General features: G+C 60.3%; 18 protein-coding genes. 15 read left to right on the forward strand and 3 right to left on the reverse strand.

Annotated elements, in window-relative coordinates; all coding sequences use genetic code 11:
- The first annotated feature begins 375 nt into the window (after positions 1-375).
- The 3 genes from B9Z48_RS14885 to B9Z48_RS14895 are packed head-to-tail and all read left to right on the forward strand — an operon-like array spanning position 376 to position 2,453.
- Positions 376-714 (forward strand): zinc ribbon domain-containing protein YjdM, encoded by a 339-nt coding sequence (locus B9Z48_RS14885; RefSeq protein WP_089956604.1) that lies wholly within the window; start codon positions 376-378, stop codon positions 712-714.
- Between the two features lie 6 nt (positions 715-720).
- On the forward strand, positions 721-1,062 hold the full coding sequence (locus B9Z48_RS14890; RefSeq protein WP_108379399.1) for an ATPase with chaperone activity: 342 nt from the start codon (positions 721-723) through the stop codon (positions 1,060-1,062).
- A 38-nt stretch (positions 1,063-1,100) separates the two neighbouring features.
- Complete coding sequence (locus B9Z48_RS14895; RefSeq protein ID WP_089956600.1) at positions 1,101-2,453, forward strand: MATE family efflux transporter; 1,353 nt, start codon at positions 1,101-1,103, stop codon at positions 2,451-2,453.
- Between the two features lie 159 nt (positions 2,454-2,612).
- On the opposite strand, the gene B9Z48_RS14900 is transcribed toward B9Z48_RS14895, so the two are convergent.
- Positions 2,613-3,485 (reverse strand): amidohydrolase family protein, encoded by an 873-nt coding sequence (locus tag B9Z48_RS14900; protein ID WP_089956599.1) that lies wholly within the window; start codon positions 3,483-3,485, stop codon positions 2,613-2,615.
- 392 nt (positions 3,486-3,877) lie between these two features.
- Between B9Z48_RS14900 and B9Z48_RS14905 the strand changes: the two genes are divergently transcribed.
- The 9 genes from B9Z48_RS14905 (at position 3,878) to B9Z48_RS14945 (ending at position 13,714) form a co-directional block, all read left to right on the forward strand.
- The gene (locus B9Z48_RS14905; protein WP_108379401.1) at positions 3,878-4,687 is read left to right on the forward strand and encodes a crotonase/enoyl-CoA hydratase family protein; all 810 of its coding nucleotides are present in this window, start codon (positions 3,878-3,880) and stop codon (positions 4,685-4,687) included.
- Positions 4,688-4,836: 149 nt separating this feature from the next.
- A complete protein-coding gene (locus B9Z48_RS14910; RefSeq protein WP_108379403.1) occupies positions 4,837-6,690 on the forward strand; it encodes a feruloyl-CoA synthase in 1,854 nt (617 codons plus the stop codon).
- 126 nt (positions 6,691-6,816) lie between these two features.
- Complete coding sequence (locus B9Z48_RS14915) at positions 6,817-8,067, forward strand: thiolase family protein (protein ID WP_108379405.1); 1,251 nt, start codon at positions 6,817-6,819, stop codon at positions 8,065-8,067.
- Between the two features lie 280 nt (positions 8,068-8,347).
- Positions 8,348-9,112, forward strand: coding sequence for an SDR family NAD(P)-dependent oxidoreductase (locus tag B9Z48_RS14920; protein WP_108379407.1), 765 nt, complete (start codon positions 8,348-8,350; stop codon positions 9,110-9,112).
- A gap of 33 nt (positions 9,113-9,145) precedes the next feature.
- A complete protein-coding gene (locus B9Z48_RS14925; protein ID WP_089956587.1) occupies positions 9,146-9,562 on the forward strand; it encodes a thioesterase family protein in 417 nt (138 codons plus the stop codon).
- Between the two features lie 16 nt (positions 9,563-9,578).
- A complete protein-coding gene (locus B9Z48_RS14930) occupies positions 9,579-10,250 on the forward strand; it encodes a flavin reductase family protein (RefSeq protein ID WP_108379409.1) in 672 nt (223 codons plus the stop codon).
- 76 nt (positions 10,251-10,326) lie between these two features.
- The gene (locus B9Z48_RS14935; protein ID WP_108379411.1) at positions 10,327-11,328 is read left to right on the forward strand and encodes a tripartite tricarboxylate transporter substrate-binding protein; all 1,002 of its coding nucleotides are present in this window, start codon (positions 10,327-10,329) and stop codon (positions 11,326-11,328) included.
- A 77-nt stretch (positions 11,329-11,405) separates the two neighbouring features.
- The gene (locus tag B9Z48_RS14940) at positions 11,406-13,124 is read left to right on the forward strand and encodes an acyl-CoA dehydrogenase family protein (protein ID WP_108379413.1); all 1,719 of its coding nucleotides are present in this window, start codon (positions 11,406-11,408) and stop codon (positions 13,122-13,124) included.
- A complete protein-coding gene (locus B9Z48_RS14945; protein ID WP_368665923.1) occupies positions 13,121-13,714 on the forward strand; it encodes a MarR family winged helix-turn-helix transcriptional regulator in 594 nt (197 codons plus the stop codon). The genes B9Z48_RS14940 and B9Z48_RS14945 overlap by 4 nt, the downstream gene beginning before the upstream one ends.
- Here B9Z48_RS14945 and B9Z48_RS14950 read toward each other — a convergent pair.
- Together B9Z48_RS14950 and B9Z48_RS14955 are read right to left on the reverse strand one after the other, a co-directional pair.
- Positions 13,705-14,355 carry an OmpA family protein gene (locus B9Z48_RS14950; RefSeq protein ID WP_199233531.1) on the reverse strand — a complete coding sequence of 217 codons (651 nt, stop codon included), beginning with the start codon at positions 14,353-14,355 and terminating at the stop codon, positions 13,705-13,707. The two genes, B9Z48_RS14945 and B9Z48_RS14950, sit on opposite strands and share 10 nt — an antisense overlap.
- 136 nt (positions 14,356-14,491) lie before the next feature.
- Entirely contained in the window at positions 14,492-14,677 is a 186-nt protein-coding gene (locus B9Z48_RS14955; RefSeq protein WP_089956575.1) for a hypothetical protein, read from the reverse strand.
- Between the two features lie 177 nt (positions 14,678-14,854).
- Here B9Z48_RS14955 and B9Z48_RS14960 point away from each other — a divergent pair, with 177 nt between their 5' ends.
- From B9Z48_RS14960 to B9Z48_RS14970, 3 genes are all read left to right on the forward strand, one after another.
- The gene (locus B9Z48_RS14960; RefSeq protein WP_089956572.1) at positions 14,855-15,352 is read left to right on the forward strand and encodes an outer membrane beta-barrel protein; all 498 of its coding nucleotides are present in this window, start codon (positions 14,855-14,857) and stop codon (positions 15,350-15,352) included.
- Between the two features lie 169 nt (positions 15,353-15,521).
- Positions 15,522-16,709 (forward strand): fumarylacetoacetate hydrolase family protein, encoded by a 1,188-nt coding sequence (locus tag B9Z48_RS14965; protein ID WP_108379561.1) that lies wholly within the window; start codon positions 15,522-15,524, stop codon positions 16,707-16,709.
- Positions 16,710-16,854: 145 nt separating this feature from the next.
- Positions 16,855-17,205, forward strand: a complete 351-nt coding sequence (locus B9Z48_RS14970; protein WP_108379415.1) for an FKBP-type peptidyl-prolyl cis-trans isomerase — start codon at positions 16,855-16,857, stop codon at positions 17,203-17,205.
- Positions 17,206-17,332: the final 127 nt, after the last annotated feature.

Genomic DNA, 17,332 nt, shown 5'->3' on the forward strand with positions numbered 1-17,332 from the left:
ATTGATCTACCGTCGCCCAATCAGCCTCGTAGTCCCTGAACCACAGTCACTGACCGAGAAGACAAAAGAAACAGAGAAAGCTGAAAAACAACCGGTACCTATTGACAGGTCAATCCATACCAGGAGCGACGCCCCCATCGCGATCAAGCCTCGCAGACCCCAAGAATCGCCCCGAGGGCGGGGCTACTACAAAATCCAGGACCTTCCCTTGTAGGAGCGACGCCCCCGTCGCGATCAAGCCTCGCAAACCACCAAGCATCACCCCGAGGGCGGGGATCCCACAAAATCCAGGGCATCTCCCCCGTAGGAGCGACGCCCCCGTCGCGATGGCCCACATTTGCAGACGACAATGCTTGATTTGCTGATTTCTTGAACATGACCACCTTGCCCGCCTGCCCCCAATGCCACGATGAATACACCTACGAAGATGGCAATTTGTTGATCTGCCCCAGCTGCGGGCACGAATGGAGCCCCGCCGAAGCGGCTGCCACTGAGGTGGCCAAAGTCTGGAAAGACGCCCACGGCAACGTGCTGCAAGACGGCGACAGCGTCACCCTGGTCAAGGACCTCAAGATCAAAGGCTCGTCTTCGGTGGTCAAAGTCGGCACCAAGGTCAAGAACATCCGCCTCATCGAGGGCGACCACGACATTGACTGCAAAATCGAAGGTTTTGGCCCCATGCAGCTGAAAACCGAATTCGTCAAAAAAGCCTGAGCCGGCATGAGCAACGACAACCAGCTTTACCTGCCCGAGAGCTTCACGGCGCTGTATGTGCCACCCGGCAAAATCAAACCCAGCATCGGCCACCGTGAGATGGCCGAGCGCTACGAGCTGTGCGAAGACCTCGCCAACTTGCTGACCGAAAAGGCGGCCAACATGCAGTTCACGCTGGGCATTACCGAAGAACTGGTGCTGACGCAATGCGAGCTGGGCCTGCTGGCCGAGCCTGCCGTGGTCTCGCCCGCCGAAGCCCGTTGGGTGGTGTGCCGCTTGGCCGAGCTGCTCAATTGGCCGATGCACCAACTGTTGCAAGCCCCCTTGCCCGGCGCACCTGTCACCTGAGTCACTGCATCTGACGGGCAAACTGGGAAGATGCGTCCATGAACGCTCCCCACAACGACTTGCAGCGCCTGCTCAGCGCTCCAATCTTGCCCACCTTGCTCAAGCTGGCCGCGCCCAATGTGCTGGCGATGGTCATGACCGTGCTGGTGGGCATTGCCGAAACCTACTATGTGGGGCGCTTGGGCACTGCGCCTTTGGCGGCCATGGCGCTGGTGTTTCCGTTTGCCATGCTCACGCAAATGATGTCGGCTGGAGCCATGGGCGGCGGGGTATCGGCCGCCATCAGCCGCGCCCTGGGTGCCTCCGATGTGGACCGAGCCCAAACCCTGCTGCAACATGCCTTGGTGATTGGCTTGGCAGCAGGCCTGATTTACAGCGGTATTTTTTTGCTCTGGGGCCCCGATTTTTACGCCCTGCTGGGCGGACAAGGTGCTGTGCTGGAGGAAGCGGTGCTCTACGGCCAAGTGCTTTTTTCAGGGGCCGTGTGGGTCTGGCTGCTCAACACCCTGGCCTCGATTTTGCGAGGCACGGGCAATATGCGGGCACCGTCCATGACGCTGGTGGCCACGGCGGTTTTGCAAATCGCGCTGGGCGGAGTACTGTCACTGGGGGCCGGCCCCATACCTGCCATGGGCATGGTGGGCGTCGCTCTGGGACACATCGTGGCCACCCTGGCGGGGGTGGTGGTGTTTCTGTGGTATTTGCTCAGCGGACAAGGCCGATTGCGATTGCCTTTGCAAAGCTTCACCCTGCACAAAAGCCTGTTTGCCGACATTTTGAAAGTGGGGGCCGTGGCCTGCTTGTCACCCGTGCAATCGGTGCTGGCCATCTTGATTTTTACGGGCATGTTGGCCCAACTGGGCACACCCGCGCTGGCTGGGTATGGCATTGGTCAAAGGCTTGAGTTTTTGTTGATCCCGATCGCCTTTGGCATCGGCGTGGCTTCGGTGCCCATGGTCGGCTTGGCCATGGGGGCAGGCCAAGTGGCCAGAGCGCGGCGCGTGGCCTGGGTCGCCGGTGGCGTATCGGCCTTCAACTTGGCCCTGATTGGCGCGGTGGTCACCCTGGCACCCGATCTGTGGGCGCGTTTGTTCACGCAAGATGAAACCGTGTTGCATTTCGCCCGCCAATACTTGGTGACGGCAGGACCGGCCTTTCCCTTCTTTGGCCTGGGACTGACTTTGTACTTTGCATCCCAAGGCGCAGGCCAAGTGATCGGGCCCGTGCTGGCCGGAACCGTGCGCTTGGTGCTGGTGGCCGGGGCCGGTTATGGGTTGACGCAACACCAAGGCACCGCGAACAGCTTTTATGCCTTGGTGGCCGTGACCATGGTGCTTTATGGCGTGGTCACTGCGGTGGCCGTCAAAGTCACCCCGTGGGCTGGACGCTGAAGAAAGCCGGTCCACATCGGGTCAGGCCGCTTACAAAATAAAGCGCCTTTTCTGCTGTGAAGTGGACATCCTCTTTGCGATGGGCCTTGCAGACCAACCCCCATCGCCCCGAGGGTGGGGCTCCTACAACGGCCATGCCATTCACCCCGTTGACGGCGGTCACACCGCTTTGTCCAGGCCCAACAAACGGATCGCATTGCCCTTCAAAATGCCGGGCATCACCTCGGGTTTGAAACCTGCCACCTCAAAGTCTTTCATCCAGCGCTCGGGGGTGATCAGCGGGTAGTCGCTGCCAAACAAAATGCGGTCTTTGAGCAAGGTGTTGGCGTATTGCACCAATTGTTTGGGAAAGTACTTGGGGCTCCAGCCCGACAGGTCAATCCACACATTGGGCTTGTGGGTGGCCACGCTCAGGGCCTCGTCTTGCCAAGGAAAACTCGGGTGCGCCATGACGATCTGCATGTCGGGCCAGTCAATGGCCACATCGTCCAGGTGCATGGGGTTGCTGTAGGCCAGGCGCAGACCGCCACCGCAACGCATGCCCGAGCCAATGCCACTGTGTCCGGTATGGAAAATCGCGGGCAATTTGTATTCGTTGATCACGTCGTAAATGGGCCAAGCCATCTTGTCGTAGGGGTGGTAGCCCTGCACCGTGGGGTGGAACTTGAAGCCCTTGATGCCCTCTTCCTTGATCAGGCGCTCGGCCTCGCGTGCGCCCATCTTGCCCTTGTGTGGGTCGATGCTGGCAAAGGCAATCATCATGTCGCTGTTGTCGCGTGCTGCCTTGGCGATCTCTTCATTGGGAATGCGGCGGCGGCCCAGCTGCGATTCGCTGTCCACGGTGAACATGACCAAGCCGATCTTGCGCTCGCGGTAATAAGCCACGGTCTCTTCGATGGTCGGGCGGCGGTTGCTGCCAAAGAACTTGTCGGCCGCGCGGTCGTACTCTTCGCCGTAGTTGTCAAACGGATTCCAGCAGCTCACCTCGGCATGGGTGTGGATGTCGATGGCAATCAGGTCTTGGTGGTTCATGGGGCTCCTTCGCAGCAAATAGGGGTGAACAATAGCCGATCACGCGCAAGGCCAAGGTCACAAGCAAGACCACACCCTCCATCGCCCCGAGGGCGGGGCTCCTACAAAGTGCAAGGCAATGTCCCTGTGATGCGCGGCAATGTCCCTGTAGGAGCGACGCCCTCGTCGCGATAACCCTCGCAGACCACCCCCCATCGCCCCGAGGGCGGGGCTCCTACAAAAACACCATCCCCCGAGGGCGGGGCTCCCACAAAAAAGAAAGGTTCCCCCTGGAACAGGCCCTGTAAACCTAGGGAAAACACCAAGCACAAAAATGCTGGTCACTGGTCACAATATGGTTATCAATAATAACTTTCTTGGCGTCTTGGCCAAGTCTGAAGAAAGGCCTTGCCATGACCGACATCCATCACCCCATCCTCGAACGCGCAGCCGCCAACGGCGTGGCTTTGGACATGCAAGGGGCCGTCGCGGTGGTGCGCCTTTGCCGTCCGGCCAAGCGCAATGCACTGAATGACGCCCTGATTGAAGCGCTGCGCGATGTGTTTCAGAACCTGCCGCCTGAAGCGGGTGCCGCCGTGATCCATGGCGAAGGCGACCACTTTTGTGCAGGACTCGATTTGTCTGAATTGAAAGAGCGCGATGCCGGTGAAGGCATTCACCACTCGCGCAGCTGGCATGTGGCCTTGAACGCGGTCGAGCAAGGCCGTGTGCCTGTGGTGGCCGCTTTGCATGGCGCGGTGGTGGGCGGAGGCCTGGAGCTGGCCAGCGCCAGCCACATTCGCGTGGCCGATGAAAGCACTTTTTACGCGCTGCCCGAAGGCACACGCGGCATTTTTGTGGGCGGCGGTGGCTCGGTGCGTGTGCCCAAGCTGATTGGCGCAGCCCGCATGACCGACATGATGCTCACGGGCCGCGTGTACAACGCTCAAGACGGCGAGCGCGTGGGCCTGGCGCAGTACCTGGTGCCCACCGGCACGGCCTTGACCAAGGCCATCGAGCTGGCCTCCCGCATCGCCACCAACGCCCCCCTGACCAACTTTGCTTTGACACACGCCCTGCCCCGCATTGCCGAGCAGCCGGCCGACCACGGCTTGTTCACCGAAGCGCTGATGGCCTCGATTGCCCAATCCGCCCCTGAAGCCAAAGCCCGCGTGCGTGCCTTCCTGGAAGGCAAGGCCGCCAAAGTACAGAAGGCGGGTTGACCGTTGGGCGTTGACCGTTGGGCGTTTTGGGTTGAGCGTTGAGCGATGCTCAAACACCTTGAACCCACGCTCAATGCCAAACCCCGAACGCAAAACCCAACACGCCCAAGGCACAACGCCCATCGCCCAAGGCCATCACCGGAGACCCCATGAACGCCCCCCAATTTCGTCCACTCAAATTCGGCGTGACGCGTGTCAGTTTGCGCGATGGCGTGCCCGGCACGCATTACCTCAAGGCTGACCAAGACCTGCAGGCTTTTCCGGATCGCCTGACCGACCGCCTGCAGCACTGGGCGCAAGTCAAGCCCGAGCACAGCTTCATGGCCCGCCGCATCCCGCAAGCCGATGGCACTTTGGGCGACTGGAAGCACATCAGTTACGCGCAGGCCTGGCACTCGGCACGCTGCATTGCGCAGGGCCTGATCGACCGCGGTCTGAACGCCGAACGCCCCGTCGTCATCCTGAGCGAAAACAGCCTCGAGCACGCTTTGCTGGCCTTGGGTTGCCTGGTGGCGGGCGTGCCTTATGTGCCCACCTCACCGCCCTACTCGCTGGTCAGTGTGGACTACGACAAGCTCAAGCATGTGCTGCGCACCGTCACGCCCGGCCTGGTGTTTGCCTCGGACGCCCGCTATGCCAAAGCCATTGCCGCCACCGTGGGTGAAGACATGGAGGTCGTGATGGTCAAAGGCGAGGTGCATGGCCGCACGGTCACGGCTTTTGACAGCCTGTGCGCCACCGCCCCCACACCGGCCGTGGACGCCGCCATGGCCGCCACCGGCCCCGACACCATTGCCAAGTTCTTGTTCACCAGCGGCTCCACCAAGCTGCCCAAAGCCGTCATCAACACCAACCGCCTGTGGTGCGCCAACCAGCAACAAATGGCGCAGTCCATGCCCGTGCTGGCCGAGCAAGAACTGGTGCTGGTGGACTGGTTGCCCTGGAACCACACCTTTGGCGGCAACCACAACTTTGGCATGACGGTGTTCCACGGCGGCACGCTCTACATCGACGACGGCAAGCCCACCCCGGCCTTGATGCACGAGACCTTGCGCAACCTGCGCGACATCGCGCCCACCGTGTACTTCAACGTGCCCACCGGCTTTGAAGCCATTGCCCACGCCATGCAAACCGACGACCAGCTGCGCAAAACGCTGCTGTCACGCGTGCAGATGTTCTTTTACGCCGGCGCTGCTTTGGCCCAGCCCATTTGGGACAGCCTGTATGCCAGCCAAGAGCGTGAAGTGGGCGAGCGCATCGTCATGGGCACAGGTCTGGGCATGACCGAGTCCGGCCCCTTTGGCATCTTTGTGACCAACCCCTTTGTGCAAGCGGGCGACTTGGGTGTGCCCACACCAGGGCTGGAGCTGAAGCTGGTCGACACCGATGGCAAAACCGAGGTGCGCTACCGAGGCCCCAACATCACACCCGGCTACTGGCGCAACCCCGAAGAAACCGCCGGTGCGTTTGACGAAGAAGGCTTTTTCAAGACCGGCGACGCGGTCAAGTGGATCGACGAGACCGATGTGCACCTGGGCCTGAAATTTGACGGTCGGATTGCCGAAGACTTCAAGCTGGCCACCGGCACCTTTGTGAGCGTGGGGCCGCTGCGGGCCAAAATCATCGCAGCGGGAGCCCCCTACATTCAGGACGCAGTGTTGACGGGCATCAACCTGAAAGAAGTCGGTGCCATGATTTTTCCGACACCGGCGGTGCGTGCTTTGAGCGGTTTGCCTGCCGACGTGCCTTTGTCTGAAGTTTTGGCCTCGGCCCCGGTGCTGGCCAAGTTCCAGGACATCGTCAACACGCTGGCCCAATCGGCAACTGGCAGCGCCAACCGCATTGCCCGCCTGTGCCTGCTGAGCGAGCCGCCCACCATTGACAAGGGCGAAATCACCGACAAGGGCTCGATCAACCAGCGCTCGGTGCTCACCCACCGCGCCGACACCGTGGCGGCCTTGCATGCCGACACGCTGCACTACATCGTCAAACCCCAAATTTGACCTGTAGGTCGGCGGCTTCAGCCCCGACATGAAGCTGTCCAAAACCAGCCATGTCGGACCTGAAGGTGCCGACCTACGGAACAGCCCCCAAATCGGATTTAAAGATTCGAATCACAAGGAAAAAACATGGCTTCCAAAGGATTTTTCAACGCGTTTGCCGATGTGTGGATGCAGGAAGGCGTGCGCACGCCCATGGTGGACTATTGCGGCGCACTGGGTCACATCTCGCCCACAGACCTCGGCATCAAAGCCGCCCGCGAAGCTTTGAAGCGCGCAGGCATCGCCCCCACCGAGATCGGCTCGGTCATCACCGGCAACATGGCCCCTGGCGACTTTGACCAATTCTTCTTGCCCCGCCACATTGGTTTGTATGCCGGTGTGCCGCAAGAAGTGCCCGCCATCATGACCCAGCGCATTTGTGGCACCGGCTTTGAACTGTTCCGCCAAGCGGGCGAGCAGATCGAAGCGGGCGTGTGCGACGCTGCGCTGGTGGTCGGCACCGAAAGCATGACGCGCAACCCGATTGCCGCCTTTGACCACCGCACCGGTTTCAAACTGGGTGCTCCCGTGGGCTTCAAAGACTACATGTGGGAAGCGCTGAAAGACCCGGCCGCAGGCATCAACATGATCCAAACGGCCGAAAACCTGGCCAAAAAGTACAACATCACCCGCGAAGAGGTCGACCAGTTCGCGTCTGACTCGTTTGCCAAGGCTGTGGCCGCGCAAGCCGCCGGTTTCCATGCCGGTGAAATCGTGTCTGTGGTCACTGAAAAGTTTGAACTCGAAGGCTACAAAGCCCGTGGCATCAAGCTGCAAGGCAAGGTCACCGAAGTGGCCACCGACACGCACCCCCGCATCTCGCCCCCCGAAGTGCTGGCCAAGCTCAAGTCTGTTTACGAAGGTGGCGTGCAAACCGGCGGCAACAGCTCGGCCCTGGTCGATGCCGCAGCGGCCTGTGTGGTGACGTCGGGTGCTTACGCCAAAGCGCAAGGCAAAATGCCGCTGGCCCGCGTGGTGGCGGCAGCTGCGGTGGGCGTGCCGCCCGAGATCATGGGCATTGGCCCAGCGCCAGCCATTCGCTTGCTGCTCGAGCGCACAAGCCTCAAGCTGTCAGACATCGGCCGCTTTGAGATCAACGAAGCGCAGGGTGCACAAACCCTGGCCGTGGCGAAAGAGCTGGGCCTGGATGTGTCCAAGCTCAACGTGAACGGCGGCGCGATTGCGCTCGGCCACCCCCTGGCCGCCACCGGCGTGCGCTTGACCATCACGCTGGCTCGCGAATTGAAACGCAGCGGTTTGCGCTACGGCATCTCCAGTGCCTGCGTGGGCGGTGGGCAAGGCATTGCGCTGCTGATCGAAAACCCCGAAGGCGCATGAAATGAACGCGTAGGTCGGCGGCTTTAGCCCCGACATGTTCGCGGTCTGCGGGCATTTGTCGGGGCTGAAGCCACCGACCTACAAAAATACAAAGTGCAAGAACCCGTAGGTCGGCACCTTCAGGTCCGACATGTTTGTGGTCTGCAAGCATTTGTCGGGGCTAAAGCCACCGACCTACCAAAATACAAAGTGCAAGAACCCGTAGGTCGGCGGCTTCAGCCCCGACATGTATCCGAAACGTCGGACCAGAAGGTCCGACCTACAACAGAAAGGTCTCGACATGAACATCCAAGGACAAGCAGCACTGGTCACCGGCGGTGGCTCCGGTTTGGGCGAAGCCACTGCCCGCGAATTGGCCCGATTGGGCGCAAAAGTCGCCGTGCTCGATCTGAACATGGACAACGCCGAGCGCGTGGCAGCCGACATTGGCGGCCTTGCAGTGCACTGCAATGTGAGTGACCCAGACAGCATGCAGCATGCCATCGAGACCGCTGCCGCCGCCCACGGCCCGGCCCGCATCCTGATGCAAATCGCGGGCATTGGCACCGCCAAGCGCGTGGTGGGCAAAGACGGCAACGCCGCGCCTTTGGAAGAGTTCGCCAAGGTGATCAACGTCAACCTGATCGGCACCTACAACGCCGCCCGTCTGTTTGCCGCCGCTTGCGCCAAGCTCGACCCCATGGATGACAACGCCCGTGGCGTGATGGTCTTCACCGCATCGGTCGCCGCCTTTGACGGCCAAGTGGGCCAGCAGGCCTACAGCGCCTCCAAGGCTGGCGTGGCCGGCATGACGCTGCCCATGGCGCGTGACCTGGCGCAACACGGCATCCGCGTGTGCACCATCGCCCCCGGCCTGTTCAAAACACCGCTGCTGGCCAGCTTGCCCGAGCCGGTGCAAGCTTCGCTGGCCGCCAGCATCCCCTTCCCGGCACGCCTGGGAAAGCCCAGCGAATTTGCCGAACTGGCCTGCCACATCGTCAGCAACGACCACCTGAACGGCGAAACCATTCGCTTGGACGGCGCCTTGCGCATGGCACCTCGCTGAGGTGAGCTTCATCGTCCAACGAAGAAACAAGCCATGAAAACTGTTGTCTACGAAGTGCAAGTGATGTTCGGTGACTGCGACCCCGCAGGCATCGTTTTTTTCCCCAATTTTTCCAAATGGATGGACGCCTCGTCGCTGAACTTCTTTGTGAAGTGCGGCGTGCTGCCTTGGCGTGAATTGGTCAAGACGCGCGGCATCATTGGCACGCCGCTCTTGGAAATCAACACCAAATTCATCCGACCCGCCACCTACGGCGAAACCCTGCAGGTGCACACCAGCGTGCAAGAGTGGCGCGACAAAGTGTTTGTGCACAAACACGTGGTGATGCGCGGCGAAACCGTGCTGTGCGAAGGCACCGAAGTGCGCGCCTTTTGCATCAAGCACCCCGAAGACCCGGACCGCATCAAAGCCATCCCGGTGCCCGAAGACATCCGCGCTTTGTGTACTTGATACAGCGACTTGAGCCATGTACTACGAACCCGGCGTCACCCCGCACGGCCTGCCGCACGACCCCTTCAAGTCGTGCGTGATCCCGCGCCCCATCGGCTGGATCTCCACGGTGGATGCCCAAGGCCGCCACAACTTGGCACCCTACAGCCAATTTCAAAACGTGACGTTTGACCCGCCCATCGTCATGTTCAGCGCCAACCAAACCACCCAGGGCGAACGCAAAGACTCGGTGCGCAACGCCGAACAAACCGGTGAGTTCGTCTGGAACATGGCCACCTACGCCCTGCGCGATGCAGTCAACATCTCGGCCGAAGAAGTGCCCCATGGCGTGGACGAGTTCGAACGTGCAGGACTCGAGAAGCTGCCCAGCCGCTTGGTGAAACCCATGCGTGTCAAGGGCTCGCCCATCCAGTTCGAGTGTGTGTACCTGAACAGCCTGCGCTTTCCCGGCAAACCGCCCATGGGCAGCGCCGACGTGGTGTTTGGCCGTGTGGTGGCCATCCACATCGACGACGAGATCATCAATGGCCAAGGCCTGATCGACGTGCTCAAAATCCAGCCACTCGCTCGCATGGGCTACTACGACTACACCTTTGTCGACCAGCAATTTCAAATGGTGATTCCGGGCAACAGCCAAGCCTTGCTGGCCGGGCTGGAAGGCTCGGCCGACAAAGCGGCCAAGTCCTGATCTGAACACTCCAACGCCCTCTTTTTTTCACCCCCGTTCGTTCAACCTTTTACAACCACGCCTCCAGGAGACAAGCATGAGCAACCGTCGAGAATTCATCCAATCCACCCTTGGTGCCGCCATTTTGGGCAGCACCGCATTCCAGCAAGCCTGGGCGCAAAGTGGCCTGCCCATTGAGCAAGTCAAAGTGCTCTACGGCTTCCCACCCGGCAGCTCGGGCGACATCTGCGCCCGCCGCGTGGCCGAAAAATTTGGCGGCACGCCTTACAGCAAAAACGCCGGCATCATCGACAGCAAGCCAGGTGCAGGCGGCCAGATTGCCCTGAACCTGCTCAAAAGCGCCCCAGCCGACGGCTCGGTGCTGGCCATGACCCCGTTCTCGGCCATCTCGCTTTACCCCCACATCTTCAAAAACCTGCAATACAAGCCGTTTGAAGACTTCATCCCTGTGGGCACCGCCTCCATGATCCACCACGGTTTTGCCGTGGGCCCCATGGTGCCCGCCAGCGTCAAAAACGTGAAAGACTTTGTGGCTTGGGCCAAAGCCAACCCCGCGCAAGCGAGCTACGGCTCACCTGCTGCAGGCTCCACACCGCACTTCATTGGCGCGTTGCTCGGCCTGAACCAAAACTTCGAGTTCAAGCATGTGCCTTACCGTGGCTCGGTGCCCGGCGTGACCGATGTGGTCGGCGGCCAGATCGCTTGCATGTTCACCCCACACGGCGACTTCATTGCCAACCACAAAGCCGGCAAGATGCGCATCTTGGCCACCTCGGGCAAAACCCGTTCGCCCTTTGTGCCCGATGTCGCCACCTTTGCCGAGCAAGGCTTTCCTGAATTGACCGTGGAAGAGTGGTTTGGCTTTTACGCTCCCGCCAAAACCCCGGCCAACGTGGTGCAAGCGGCCAATGCAGCCATCAATGCCGCCCTCAAAGACAAAGGCGTGTTGGACGCCTTGACCGTGGTGGGCCTGATTCCGTTTGGCGGCACGGTGGCAGACCAACTCAAGAGCTCGCAAGTGGAACTCGAGCGCTGGGGTCCCCTGATCAAGCGCATCGGCTTCAGCATCGATTCCTGATTCAGAAGACTGATATCGTGTAGTCCGGCGCTGCTTGATGGCAGCGCCGGATTTTTTCCATTGAGCCCCCAAAACCCATGAACGCCTACCAACCCCGCACCGACGACATGCAGTTTGTGCTGTCCCGTGTTTTGAACGCGCCCGCCCAGCTGCAAGCCCTGCCCGCCTTTGCCGAGGTCGACCCTCCCCTCATGCAGCAAGTGCTCGAAGAAGCAGGCAAGTTCGTGGGCGAGGTGATTGCCCCGCTCAACCGCGACGGGGATGAAATCGGTGCGCAATGGAAAGACGGCACCGTCACCATGCCGCCGGGCTTCAAAGACGCTTACCAGGCGTTTTGGCAAGCGGGCTGGCCTGCCCTGGCCGCCAGCGCCGAAGACGGCGGGCAAGGCTTGCCCACCGTGCTCGAAGCCATGCTCTACGAAATGCTGAGTGCCGCCAACCACGGCTGGACCATGGCCCCTGGACTGTTGCACGGCGCTTACGAATGCATCAAGCACCATGCGAGTGACGAACTCAAAGCGCTGTACCTGGAAAAAGTGGCGACCGGCGAATGGCTGGCCACCATGTGCCTGACCGAGCCCCATGCGGGCTCCGACCTGGGCCTGGCCCGCACCAAAGCGGTCCCCATGCCCGATGGCCAGTACGCCGTGAGCGGCACCAAAATTTTCATCTCGGGCGGCGAACACGACCTGACCGACAACATCGTGCACCTGGTGCTGGCCCGCCTGCCCGACGCGCCCCCTGGACCCAAAGGCCTGTCGCTGTTCCTGGTGCCCAAGTTTTACCCCGATGGTTCGCGCAGCAGGGTGCACTGCGACCGCATCGAAGAAAAAATGGGCCTGCACGGCAGCCCCACCTGCGTGATGCGCTTTGACGAAGCGGTCTCTTCGATAGTGGGCGAGCCCGGCAAAGGCTTGGGCGCCATGTTTGTGATGATGAATGCCGCCCGATTGCATGTGGCCCTGCAAGGCATTGGCCTGCTGGACGCCGCCTGGCAAAAGGCCGAAGCCTATGCACAAGAGCGCCGCCAAATGCGTGCGCCGGGCAAAGGCAGGTCGGCGGGCGAAGCGGATTTGATTGGCGAGCACCCCGCCATGCGCCGCATTTTGGACACACAACGCGCCTGGGTTGACGCCGGTCGGGTGCTGGCCTACCGCACCGCGCTCGAACTCGACCTGATCAAGCACAGCCCCGACGCTGCTGCCCAAGCCGCCGCCCAGCGCTGGTGCGCTCTGGTCACGCCGGTCATGAAATCGGTCTTCACCCACCAAGCCTTTCATGGCGGCAGCGACTGCCTGCAGGTGTTTGGCGGGCACGGCTACGTGCGCGAATGGGGCATCGAGCAGATCGTGCGTGACGCCCGTGTGGCCATGATTTACGAAGGCACCAACGAAATCCAGGCGATTGACCTGCTGGTGCGCAAAGTGCTGGCCGATGGCGGCACCGGCATGAACGCCTTGCTGGACACCCTGGCTGCCGACTTGCCACCCCACCACAAAGCCAGCACGCCAGCGACAGCCCGCCTCCAGACCCTGCGTGCCGTGACCGCGCAAATCGTCAAGGCCGCTGCGCAAGACACCGCCCTGCCCTACCGGGTGGCCGACGATTATTTGCGTGCTGTGGCGCTGGTGCTCATGGACTGGGCCTGGCTGCGCATCGAGTCGGGTGTGGACGCCGACACACCCCATGCCCAAACCCGTTGGCTGACACCGGCCAAGGCCCTGCGCAGCTGGGTTCTGCCCGAATTTCAAATGCGCACCTTCATCATCGTGCAGCAATGCATGGCCGCCGCATGAGCGACGACATGCCCATCACCCCACAAGCTGGAAAAGTGGCAGAAAAAAGGGCCACTCCAACCACCCTGGCATTGGCCCCCAAAACCCCGCGCACCCCCTCGGCCAAAGCGCTGCGCCCCAGTACCAAGGTGGCCAAAGTGGCCAAGTCTGCGGCGACCAGCGCAGAGCAAGTGGACACCCGCTACCTGCAAAGCCTGGTGGGCTACAACGCACGGCGTGCAGCCCTGAGCATCATTGAGTTGTTTTTGGAGCGGCTGGCCCCCTATGGCCTCAAGCCCGTGGACTTTTCGGTCATGTCCACCATTGGCCACAACCCCGGTGTGACCTCGCGCCAGCTGTGCGCGGCTCTGAATTTGTTGCCCCCCAACTTGGTGGGGCTGATTCAGTCACTCGAAGCTCGGGGCCTGATCGAGCGCAAGCCCCACCCACACGACGGTCGCGCCGTCGGCCTGCACGCCACACCCAAAGGCCAGGCCTTGATGGTGCAAGCCGAACAAACGGCCACCGAGCTCGAAACCGAAAAAACAGCCAAGCTCACGCCCGCCGAGCGCAAGACGCTCGTGGCGCTGCTGCAAAAAATTTACTTCTGACCGCGCTCGGCCAAAAAGATGTCGATGCGGCGGTTGCGGGCCCGGCCATCGGCGCTGCCGTTGTCGGCAATCGGTTCACGCGAACCCCGGCCATCAATGGCGATGCGTGCACTGCTCACCCCACGGGCCACCAAGTAATCACGAGCACTTTGCGCACGGTTGACTGACAAGGGGTTGTTGATGGCATCGCTGCCAGTGTTGTCGGTGTGACCCACAATGCGCACTTCCATGCTCGGCTGCTGGCTCAGACCTTGGGCAAACTGGTCCAGAATCGGGCGCAAATTGGCCTTGATGTCGGCACGGCCTGTGTCAAATGAAATGTCGTTGGGAATGCTCAGCTTGAGCTGGTTGTCTGCCGTTTGTGTGACCACCGTGCCCGTGCCAGCCGTGGCTTGCTCCATGGCGCGTTTTTTGTCTTCCATGTTTTTGGACCAGATGTAACCGCCCAAAGCCCCCAAACCCGCGCCAATGGCGGTGGACTTGCTGTCACGCCCCAAAATTTGACCCGCCACCGCACCGATCACGGCACCGGTACCCGCCCCCTTTTGCTCTTGTGTTGCCGTCGCGCAACCGGTCAACAAAACAGCCACGGCGCTGGCCAAAACGCCCATGTGGGTCAAAGCAGATTTTGGGGTGAACATAAAAAAGTCCTTTCAGTCATTGAACGCAGCTGAATTTAACCCGCCGCAAATGGATGACCTGTGACTTGGCACACAAAAATTGCAAGCAATCGTGTCAGCCCGCCCCCAAACCCTGAAACCACCCCTTGCAACAGACCTAAGCGCCCAACTCAATGGCCACGTAGGCGGTGACCAAACTCACAAAAGCGATGCCCACCAACAAGGTCAGGGTGCTGTGTTTGCGAAAAAAATAGACCAGCGAAGCCGCGTCCATTTTCCCGCCCTTGCGCCCAGCGCCACTGCGGCGACGACGCCGGGACTGGGATTCTTTGAGCTTGTTCATGGGCATCTCCTGGACAAAGAACGGTAGGGAAAGCGCACGACACCGAAGGCTCGAAAGCAAATCTTCAAAATCGTTGATTTCAATTTTTTTATGATAAATTTGGGAAATTATGAATCAAGATCAGATTGATCATGATTTTTATACCGTTTCAATCGCACAACCAACCCAGGCGCCCCCATGAAAATCACTGCACTTCTGGCCTTGGTGGCCTTGTCCACAGGCACCGCATTTGCACAAAGCAACCCCAAGGACTTTTTGGGCTATTACGAAGGCGTGCAATTGGGCAGTAACAGTGCCACCGTGTCGGGTCCGTCCTTGGACACCACCACCAAGTCCATCTACCCCTCCATCGTGCTGGGCTACAACATCATGCACAACAACATGCTGGTGGGCGTCGAAGGTTTTGCCGATTACCACAAGAAATCATCGACCGGTATCGTGGCAGGCGTCACCTTCAAAGCCGGCAAAATCATCAACCACACCTTGGTCTATGCACGCGCTGGCGTCAAAGGCGACATGCCCAGCTACCGCCCCCAAGTGGGCCTGGGATTGGAACAACGCCTGACCCGCGACATGACACTGAGCGGCATCCTCACTTATGACGTCATCAACAAAGACGGCGTCAAACGCACCAACAACAACGCCGCCATCGGCCTGAACTTTTATATCCATTAAGAGGGTGCCTTGCTGGCTCAGTCAGACCCTTTTGCGGGTCTGATGGCGCGCTATAACGCCTCAAAATGGCAACACCCCACGCATCCCAAGCCTGTTGTTGTGCCAAGGTGACAGGGTTTCACTCAAGCGTCTGACAACATTGCGCTTTTTGATGGAACGAGGCTTGAACATGTTGAACTCGCATTTGCCACAAGACGCCCATACAGCTTTGTTGATCGGGCGTTTGTGGGTTCCTGAGGCCGGAGCTCATGTGGTGGCTGTGACGCCGCAAGATGTGTTCGATTTGTCAGAGTTGGCCTCCACCAGCAGTGCTTTGCTGGAGTTGCCCGATGTGGCCACACGGGTACAAGATTTTGTCAATTCAGGTCTCGCACCTGTTTTGTGCAGTACCGATCAAGCCCTGGACAACAGCCTGCAAGCGCAGCGCAAGCCTGATGCGCCATGGTTCATGGCCCCTTGCGATTTACAGGCGGTCAAAGCGGCGGGTGTGACCTTTGTGGCGAGCATGTTGGAGCGGGTAATTGAAGAGCAAGCCCGTGGCGATGCCAGTCGCGCCGAAGCCGTCCGGCAAGCGGTGGTGGCCGTCATTGGCGACAATTTGCGCAGCGTGGTGCCTGGCTCTGCACAGGCCGCGCAACTCAAGCAGGTGCTGCTGTCACAAGGCATGTGGTCGCAGTATTTAGAGGTCGGCATTGGCCCCGATGCCGAAATTTTCACCAAATCCCAGCCCATGAGCGCCGTCGGTAGCGGTGCCTGGGTAGGCATTCACCCGGCAAGCCAATGGAACAACCCCGAGCCCGAAATTGTGTTGGCGACCAACTCACGCGGGCAGGTCGTGGGGGCCACCTTGGGCAACGATGTGAATTTGCGAGATTTTGAGGGCCGCAGCGCCCTGCTTTTGGGCAAGGCCAAAGACAACAATGCGAGCTGCGCCATCGGTCCGTTCATTCGGCTTTTTGATGCGCAATTTGGCATTGAAGATGTGCGCCAGTGCGAGTTGCGCCTTGAAGTCCAAGGGCCCGAGGGCTTTGTCATGCAAGGCAGCAGTTCATTGAGCCAAATCAGCCGGGATCCGCTCGATTTGGTGCATCAGGCCATGGGCCCCTACCACCAATACCCCGATGGCATGGTGCTGTTTCTGGGCACCATGTTTGCCCCCACCCAAGACCGTCACGGCCCAGGCCAAGGCTTCACCCATGTAGTGGGCGATGTGGTGAGTGTGTCCACACCCAAGTTGGGCACCTTGCTCAACACGGTCACCACTTCCGACCTGGCCCCACCGTGGACCTATGGCGTGCAGGCCCTGATGCGTGATTTGGCCTCCAGACCTGTGGCCTATCGATCCGACAAGCGCTGACTGTTGGTTTTGCGCTGACCTGCTTTCCAAAGGCGATTCATCGGGAATGCACTGGGGCAGAACACTGAGGCTGGCATAATTTTGGGTTTTACACACACGGCGCTGTGGATCACTGGCCGTGTTTCTTTTTGACAGAAAGCTTTCCATGAACACCACTCCCTCTGGCTTGCAGTACGAAGACACCGTTGTTGGCGATGGCGCAGTGGCCACACCTGGCCAGGATGTGACCGTGCACTACACCGGCTGGCTTTACAAAGATGGCCAGCAAGGTGCCAAGTTTAATTCGAGCCGCGACCGCCGTGACCCCTTTGTGTTTGGTCTGGGTGCCGGCATGGTCATCAAAGGCTGGGACGAGGGTGTGGCTGGCATGAAGGTGGGCGGTCAGCGCACACTGATCATCCCTTCTGAGCTGGGCTATGGTGCACGCGGCGCAGGTGGCGTGATTCCACCCAATGCCACGCTGAAGTTTGATGTGGAATTGCTGGCCCTGAACTGAGCGCACATCGGCTGCATTGGGGCAAAACCCGCCAGTTGGCGGGTTTTTTCTTGCGCGGCACCCCTGCCCACTTTTCAGTCAAATTCCCCCCTTGAAGCCCTCCAATACGCCCCTACATAAGAGGGGT

This window comes from Limnohabitans sp. WS1 (assembly GCF_003063265.1).
In the GTDB taxonomy this organism is placed as follows: Bacteria; Pseudomonadota; Gammaproteobacteria; order Burkholderiales; family Burkholderiaceae_C; genus Limnohabitans_A.